The 7,616-nt window shown below is 73.9% G+C and carries 6 protein-coding genes; 4 read left to right on the top strand and 2 right to left on the bottom strand.

The annotated features are described in order from the left end of the window. Nucleotides 1-186 precede the first annotated feature (186 nt). Nucleotides 187-699: a hypothetical protein gene (locus tag ACWGDE_RS33280; protein WP_453392779.1), complete on the bottom strand. Its 513-nt coding sequence runs from the start codon at nucleotides 697-699 to the stop codon at nucleotides 187-189. Next, entirely contained in the window at nucleotides 696-1,625 is a 930-nt protein-coding gene (rsmH, locus tag ACWGDE_RS33285; protein WP_453392780.1) for a 16S rRNA (cytosine(1402)-N(4))-methyltransferase RsmH, read from the bottom strand. Before rsmH ends, ACWGDE_RS33280 begins: the two co-directional genes overlap by 4 nt. 342 nt (nucleotides 1,626-1,967) lie before the next feature. Here rsmH and ACWGDE_RS33290 point away from each other — a divergent pair, with 342 nt between their 5' ends. The 4 genes from ACWGDE_RS33290 (at nucleotide 1,968) to ACWGDE_RS33305 (ending at nucleotide 7,510) form a co-directional block, all read left to right on the top strand. After that, nucleotides 1,968-2,519: a beta-class carbonic anhydrase gene (locus tag ACWGDE_RS33290; protein WP_453392781.1), complete on the top strand. Its 552-nt coding sequence runs from the start codon at nucleotides 1,968-1,970 to the stop codon at nucleotides 2,517-2,519. 154 nt (nucleotides 2,520-2,673) lie between these two features. Beyond that, nucleotides 2,674-3,684, top strand: coding sequence for an AAA family ATPase (locus ACWGDE_RS33295; RefSeq protein ID WP_453392782.1), 1,011 nt, complete (start codon nucleotides 2,674-2,676; stop codon nucleotides 3,682-3,684). Beyond that, complete coding sequence (locus tag ACWGDE_RS33300) at nucleotides 3,684-5,093, top strand: DUF58 domain-containing protein (RefSeq protein ID WP_453392783.1); 1,410 nt, start codon at nucleotides 3,684-3,686, stop codon at nucleotides 5,091-5,093. The genes ACWGDE_RS33295 and ACWGDE_RS33300 overlap by 1 nt, the downstream gene beginning before the upstream one ends. Beyond that, nucleotides 5,090-7,510, top strand: coding sequence for a transglutaminase TgpA family protein (locus tag ACWGDE_RS33305; protein WP_453392784.1), 2,421 nt, complete (start codon nucleotides 5,090-5,092; stop codon nucleotides 7,508-7,510). The genes ACWGDE_RS33300 and ACWGDE_RS33305 overlap by 4 nt, the downstream gene beginning before the upstream one ends. Nucleotides 7,511-7,616 lie beyond the last annotated feature (106 nt).

The raw sequence follows: 7,616 nt of genomic DNA on the forward strand, positions 1-7,616 counted from the left end.
ATGTGCGCCTCGGCGGGCCGGATTGCCCGGAGGGCAATCTCGGCCCCGCCGGCGTTTGAGGCGCGGGGGTCCGGGGACCGGCCCCCGGCAACGGCGCCGCGGACGGCAACGGGGCCGGGGCCGAGCTCCGGGGAACGGGGGAAGGGCGGGTAGGGGATCGGCCCCGCAGGGGTACGCGTCACTACGTCACCGTCCAGGGGTCTGGGAGGGCTGGGTGGCTCCGGGCAATGCCGGCGGGGCGGCGGGGGTGGCCGAGGGAGCCAGGGCCGGGGAGCCGGCCGGGCTGGGCACGGCTCCGCTCGGCGAGGCCGCAGCCGGGGCCGAGGCCGGCGGCGCCGGGGGCGGCGGCTCCGCCGCGGGGGACGCGGTACCGGCGACCTTGCCGTCGGGACCGATGAAGACCGGGCTGCCTCCGGGCACCAGACCCAGCTCGTGCGCCCGCCGCTGCAGCGCGTCGGGCGCCGAGTAGCCGTCCACGTCCCGCTGCAGCGCCTGCTCCTCGTCCGTGAGCACAGTGGTCTCCTTGCGCAGCTTGCTCAGCTGGAAGGAGCCCTGGTTCAGCGCCGAGTTCAGCAGCAGCAGGCTGATCAGCCCGCCGCCGAGCAGCGCGACCACGAGCAGGACGAACGGCGTCCTCGCCGCCTGTCCGGCCGGGCTCCCGGCCAGGACGCGTCCGAATCGTCCCCCGCGTGGACTCACAGCCGCGCCTCCCGGATCCGTTCCACCCCGCGGAAGCGGGCCGGCGCCGCACGCCGGTTCTCCGCGATCTCCTCCTCCGTCGGCAGCTCGGCGCCGCGCGTGAGGAGCTTGAGCTTCGGCTGGTACTTCTCCGGTACGACCGGCAGCCCGGGCGGGGCCGTCGAGGTCGCGCCGGCCGCGAAGACCTGCTTGACGAGGCGGTCCTCCAGCGAGTGGTACGAGAGCACCGCGATCCGGCCGCCGACGGCGATCCGGTCCACGGCGGCGGGGATGGCCCGCTCCAGCCCGGACAGCTCGCCGTTGACCTCGATGCGCAGCGCCTGGAAGGTGCGCTTGGCGGGGTTGCCGCCGGTGCGCTTGGCCGCCTGCGGCAGGGAGTCGCGGATCAGTTCGACCAGGCGCGCGCTGTTGGTGAAGGGGTCCTTGTCCCGCTCGCGCACGATGGCGGACACGATCCGCTTGGCCTGCTTCTCCTCGCCGTACTGGCGCAGGATGCGGACGAGCTCGCCGGGCGCGTAGGTGTTGAGCACCTCGGCCGCGCTGATGCCGGTCGTCTGGTCCATCCGCATGTCCAGCGGTGCGTCCTGCGCGTAGGCGAAGCCGCGGTCGGCCTCGTCCAGCTGCATGGAGGAGACGCCGAGGTCGAAGAGGATGCCCTGGACGGTGGGGATGCGCAGGCCGTCCAGTACGTCGGCCAGGTCCGCGTAGATGGCGTGGACGAGGGTGGCCCGGTCCCCGAAGGGCGCCAGGCGCTCCCCGGAGAGGCGCAGGGCCTCCTTGTCGCGGTCGAGGCCGATCAGGTGTGCCTCGGGGAACCGGGTGAGCAGGGCCTCGCTGTGGCCGCCGAGGCCGAGGGTGCAGTCGACGACGACGGCCCCGGGCCTCTCCAGTGCCGGGGCCAACAGGTCCAGGCACCGCTGGAGCATCACCGGGACGTGTCGGGACTCGCTAGTCAAAGCGCCCTCTCAGATAACGGCGCGGCAGGCATACGCCGCGCCGCGCACGCGGAGTGTTACCAAAGTGGCCGGGCGGCCGGTCAGGGCCGGGCTCCGGCCGGTTCGCGTCACTTTAGTGCAACGGTCGCCGCGGTCAACGAACCGCCCCGCGCGCCGTGCGCCCCGCTCCCCACGAACCGGCAAATGCCCCGAATCACCCGGATGGCCGCCGGGGCCTCACCCCTGTGGGTTAGCTCACAACAGGCAACGGTGACCTTCTTTGTCCACCCTCACTCGATGCCCAGACGTGCTGTGACCACTAACGTCGTATCCATGACGACTTCCCTTCCCGTGCCCGCCGAGTCCCCCGCCAAGGCCACCGGTGACCTCACCGTCACCGACCGGCTGGTGGAGTCGAACCGCGCCTACGCCGCCGAATTCACCGACCCCGGCATGGACGCCCGTCCGGTGCTCCACGTGGCCGTCGTGGCCTGCATGGACGCCCGCCTCGACCTGCACGCCGCCCTCGGCCTGCAGCTCGGCGACTGTCACACGATCCGCAACGCGGGCGGTGTGGTCACCGACGACACCATCCGCTCGCTCACCATCAGCCAGCGGGCCCTCGGCACCCGCACGGTGATACTCATCCACCACACCGGCTGCGGTCTCGAAAGCCTGACCGAGGACTTCCGCCACGAGCTGGAGGACGAGGTCGGACAGCGCCCCGCCTGGGCCGTCGAGGCCTTCCGGGACGTGGACCAGGACGTCCGCCAGTCCATGCAGCGGGTCCGTACGAACCCCTTCCTCCCCCACAAGGACGATGTGCGAGGCTTCGTCTTCGACGTGCACACCGGCCTCCTCAGGGAGATCGATCCCACCTCGTGAGTGACACAAGGCCGTAACGCCGTCAAGAATGCGGGGAGACGTCACCCGGAGGACCCCTCCGGGCCGGTGTCCGCACTCTCGCTTTTGAGGTGTTTCGGGGTGGGCCGCGCCGCGCCATGCGCGTCGGTCCTGGGATTGGGCCGAGGAGAACCAGGTGACCACGTATGACGACCGAGCGAGCCTCGCGGATCTGACGAGCACGGCGCAGCGGGTGCGCGATTCGGTCGAGAGCGTGATCGAGGGCAAGCCCGAGGTCGTCCGCCTCGCGCTGACCGTCCTGCTCGCCGAGGGCCACCTGCTGATCGAGGACGTGCCGGGCGTCGGCAAGACCATGCTGGCCAAGGCGCTCGCCAAGTCCATCGACTGCTCGGTGCAGCGCATCCAGTTCACTCCGGACCTGCTGCCCTCGGACATCACCGGCGTCAGCATCTACGACCAGCAGCGCCGGGAGTTCGAGTTCAAGCCGGGCGCGATCTTCGCGCAGATCGTCATCGGCGACGAGATCAACCGGGCCTCCCCCAAGACCCAGTCCGCGCTGCTGGAGTCGATGGAGGAGCGCCAGGTCACCATCGACGGCACCACCTACACGCTGCCGAGCCCCTTCATGGTCGTCGCCACCCAGAACCCGGTGGAGATGGAGGGCACCTACCCCCTCCCCGAGGCCCAGCGCGACCGCTTCATGGCCCGGGTCTCCGTCGGCTACCCCAGCCCCGACGCCGAGCTGCGCATGCTCGACGTGCACGGCGGGCTCTCCCCGCTCGACGACCTGACGTCCGTGGCGCACGCCCACGACATCGTCAAGCTCATCGAGGCCGTCCGCGAGGTGTACGTGGCCCCGCCCGTCCGGCGCTACGTCGTCGACCTGGTCTCCGCCACCCGCAACCACCCTGACCTGCGCCTGGGCGCCTCGCCCCGCGCCACCCTGCACCTGCTGCGCGCCGTGAAGGCCTCCGCCGCCCTGGCCGGCCGGGACTACGTCCTGCCCGACGACGTCCAGGCGCTGGCCGGACCGGTCCTCGCACACCGTCTGCTGCCCACCGCGCAGGCCCAGCTGAGCCGGCGCACCGCCGAGCAGGTCGTCTCCGACATCCTGCAGCGCACCCCCGTACCGGCCGCGCCCGCGCGCGGCGAGATGCCGCCCGGCGCGGGCATCCGGGGCTTCTGATGAGTGCCGGCGCACCGCACGGCGCCGGCGGTCCGGGCGCGCGGGAGGGCGGCGGGCTGCGCGCGTCACTGGCCGGGCTGACCACCCGCGGCCGCTCCTTCCTGGCCGCCGGAGTCGCCGCCGCGCTGTGCGCATACGTACTGGGCCAGCCGGAACTGCTCCGGGTCGGGCTGCTGCTCGCCCTGCTGCCGCTGCTCTGCGTCCTCGCCCTGCACCGCACCCGCTACCGGGTCTCCGGCACCCGCCGGCTGACCCCGATGCGGGTGCCCGCCGGCGCCGAGGCCCGGGTGCAGCTGCGCATCGACAACACCTCCCGGATGCCCACCGGCCTGCTGATGCTCCAGGACCGGGTGCCCTACGTGCTCGGGCCGCGGCCCCGCTTCGTCCTGGACCGGGTGGAGCCGGGCGGCCGCCGCGAGGTCTCCTACCGGGTCCGCTCCGACCTGCGCGGCCGCTACCCGCTGGGCCCGCTGCAGCTGCGCCTCACCGACCCCTTCGGGCTGGTCGAGCTGACGCGCTCCTTCTCCGCCTACGACACCCTCACCGTCATCCCGCGCACCGAGGCGCTGCCCCCGGTCCGCTTCACCGGCGAGTCCTCCGGCTACGGCGACGGCAGCCGCCGCTCGCTGGCCCTGGCCGGCGAGGACGACGTGATCCCGCGCGGCTACCGGCGCGGCGACGACCTGCGCCGCGTGCACTGGCGCTCCACCGCCCGCTACGGCGAGCTGATGGTGCGCCGCGAGGAGCAGCCGCAGCGCAGCCGGGCCACCGTGCTGCTGGACACCCGCCACCTCGCCTACGAGGGCGCCGGGCCCGACTCCGCCTTCGAGTGGGCCGTCTCCGGCGCCGCCTCGGCCCTGGTGCACCTGCTGGAGCAGGGGTTCTCGGTGCGGCTGCTGACCGACACCGGGGACTGCGTGCCCCGCGAGGGCGGCGGCTTCACCTCCGGCGGGCAGGAGTCCGCGGAGGCCGCGGGCCTGATGATGGACACCCTCGCGGTGGTCGGCCACTCCGACGGCGCGGGGCTCTCCCGGGCCTACGACGCGGTACGGGGCCAAGGCGTCGGCAGCGGTTTCGGCGGAGCCGGCGGTGACGGGCTCCTCATCGCCTTCTTCGGAGACCTGGACGACGTACAGACGGAACTGGCGGCCAAGATGTGCCGGCGCAGCGGGGGCGCCGTGGCGTTCGTACTGGACTCCGCGGACTGGTCCGGCCGGCCGCCGGGCCTCGCCTCCGTGATGTCGCAGGGGCTGCCTCCGCTGGAGGAGCGCCTGGGCAGGCTGCACGACGCGGGCTGGACGGCGCTGGCCGCCCCGCCCGGGGTGGCCTTCGGGGAGCTGTGGCGCCAGGCCGGCCACGCCCCGATCGGCACGGGTACGGGTTCGGGTTCGGCGGGGGGCTGGGGATGAGCGGACGGGTGAGGCTGACGGTCTTCGCGGCCCTGGCGACGCTGTTCACCGCCTGGTCGCTGAACCCGCTGGTGGAGACGGGCAGCTGGCTGCCGCAGTCGGCGCTGCTGCTGGCGCTGCAGAGCGCGGTGGGCGCCGGGGCGCGGCGGGTGCCGCTGGCCCGGCCGCTGACCGTGGCCTCGCAGGTGCTCGTGTCGCTGCTGGCGCTGATGCTGCTGTTCGGCGGCAAGGCGGGGACCTCGACCGGCGACGGGCTGCTGGACTATCTGGTCACGGACTTCGGCGCGCTGCTGAACCAGGGCGTCCGGGACGTGAACGAGTTCGCGATCCCGGCGCCGCTGACGGACGGCATCCGGCTGCTGCTGGTGATCACGGTGCTGCTGATCGGGCTCCTGGTGGACGTGCTGGCGGTGACGCTGCGGATGGCCGCGGCCGCCGGGCTGCCGCTGCTCGCCCTGTACTCGGTGGCGGCGGGACTGGCCGGCGCGGCCTCCACCGGCGGCTCCTCCTGGTTCTCGTTCCTGCTGGCGGGCTGCGGCTACCTGCTGCTGTTGCTGTCCGAGGGCCGCGACCGGCTCGCGCAGTGGGGCCGGGTCTTCGGCGCCGCCCCGCGCGGGCGGATCGCGGCGGGCTACGCGGGCGGCGGGCAGGCGATCGCCCCCGTGCGCACCGGGCGCAGGATCGGCGCGCTCGCGCTGGGCCTGGCGCTGGTGGTGCCGGCGGTGCTGCCCGCGCTGGGCTCGGGGCTGCTGGGCACGGGCGGTTCGGGCGAGGGCGAGGGGACCGGTGTCGGCCCCTCGATCCAGGCCGTCAACCCGCTGGTCTCGCTGCAGTCCAGCCTGAACGCCCAGGACAACCGGGTGGTGCTGAAGTACCGCACGAACAGCCCGCAGCTGAGCGAGCAGTACCTGCGCATCCTGGCGCTGGACGAGTTCAACGGCGTCAAGTGGGAGGCCTCCGGGCGGGCCCTGACCGACGTCCCGAAGCGGATGCCGGACCCGCCGGGCGTGAGCGGCGCGGTCCTCGCGGGCGCGACCGAGGTGGTCACCAACATCTCCTCGGCGCAGACGTACGCGCAGCGCTACCTGCCGATGCCGTATCCGGCGACCTCGGTGGACATCGGCGGCAAGTGGCGGTTCGAGCCGGTCGGGCGCACGCTCGTCGGGGACCAGCTGGGCAAGGACAAGTTCCAGAACGCCCAGGGCGCGCAGTACACCGTGCGGAGCCTGCTGCTGAAGCCGACGTCCGAGCAGCTGCGCAAGGCGCCGCCGCCGAACGAGGCGATCAAGGCCGAGTACACGAAGCTGCCGGAGGGCCTGCCGGAGATCGTCGTCAAGACGGCCCGCGAGGTCACGCGGGGCGCGCAGGACGACTACTCGGCGGCGGTGAAGCTCCAGGACTACTTCGCGGTCAGCGGCGGCTTCCGCTACGACACCAAGGTGTCCTCGGGTACGGGTTCCAGCGCCATCGCCCGGTTCCTCGCCGACAAGGAGGGCTTCTGCGTCCACTTCGCCTTCTCGATGGCCTCGATGGCCCGCTCGGTCGGCATCCCGGCGCGGGTCGCGGTCGGGTTCACGCCCGGCGAGAAGCAGTCGGACGGCAACATCAACGTCACGATGCGGGACGCGCACGCCTGGCCGGAGCTGTACTTCGAGGGCGTGGGCTGGACCCGCTTCGAGCCGACGCCCCGGTCGGGCATCACGGTCCCGGACTACAGCCGGCCCGAGACCCCGCGGGGCGAGCCCTCGGCGCCGGCGCCGGTGCCCTCCGCGAGTGCGGCGCAGCCCTCGGCCGGGCCCTCCAAGGAGGAGGACTGCCCGCCGGACCAGAAGAAGCTGGGCGAGTGCGGGCCGGTCGCGCCGAGCCAGAACGCCGGCTCGGGCAGCGGCGGCCCGTCGGCGGGCACCGTCCTGGCCTGGACGGCCGCGGGTCTGCTGGTACTGGGACTCCCGCTGCTGCCGTTCCTGTGGCGCCGGCGCCTGCGGGCGCGGCGGCTCGGCTCGGGCGGCGTACTGGCCGCCTGGCGCGAGCTGGGGGACGCGGCGTGGGACGTCGGGATTCCCCCCGACGAGGCGCTGTCCCCCCGGGGGGCGGCGGACCGGCTGGTGGAGCTCGGCAAGCTGGGGCCGGAGGCGGCCGATGCCGTGCGGAGGCTCTCGGGTGCGGTGGAGCACGCGCTGTACGCCCCGCCGGGCACGGAGCCCTCGTACGGGGCCGCGGGCACGGACGTCCTGCTGGCCCGGGCGGGCCTGCTCGCCGGCGTCTCCCGGACGACCCGCCTGCGCGCGCTGTTCCTCCCCCGCTCGGGAGCCCGTGTCCGCTGGGCGGCATCGTCCCGCTGGTCGACCCTGACCGCGGCGGCCGCGACCACCCTGTCCCGTGCCCGCACCCGAATCCCGCTACGCGGCCGAGGCTGACCCCCGGGGCCCGGGCCTGCGGGCGGCTCTCCCCCACCCCGCCCCTTCCCGAAACCGGGCTCTGCCCGGACCCGCGCCTCAATCGCCGGCGGGGCTGGATTTATCC

It is taken from the genome of Streptomyces sp. NPDC054956, from assembly GCF_053609185.1.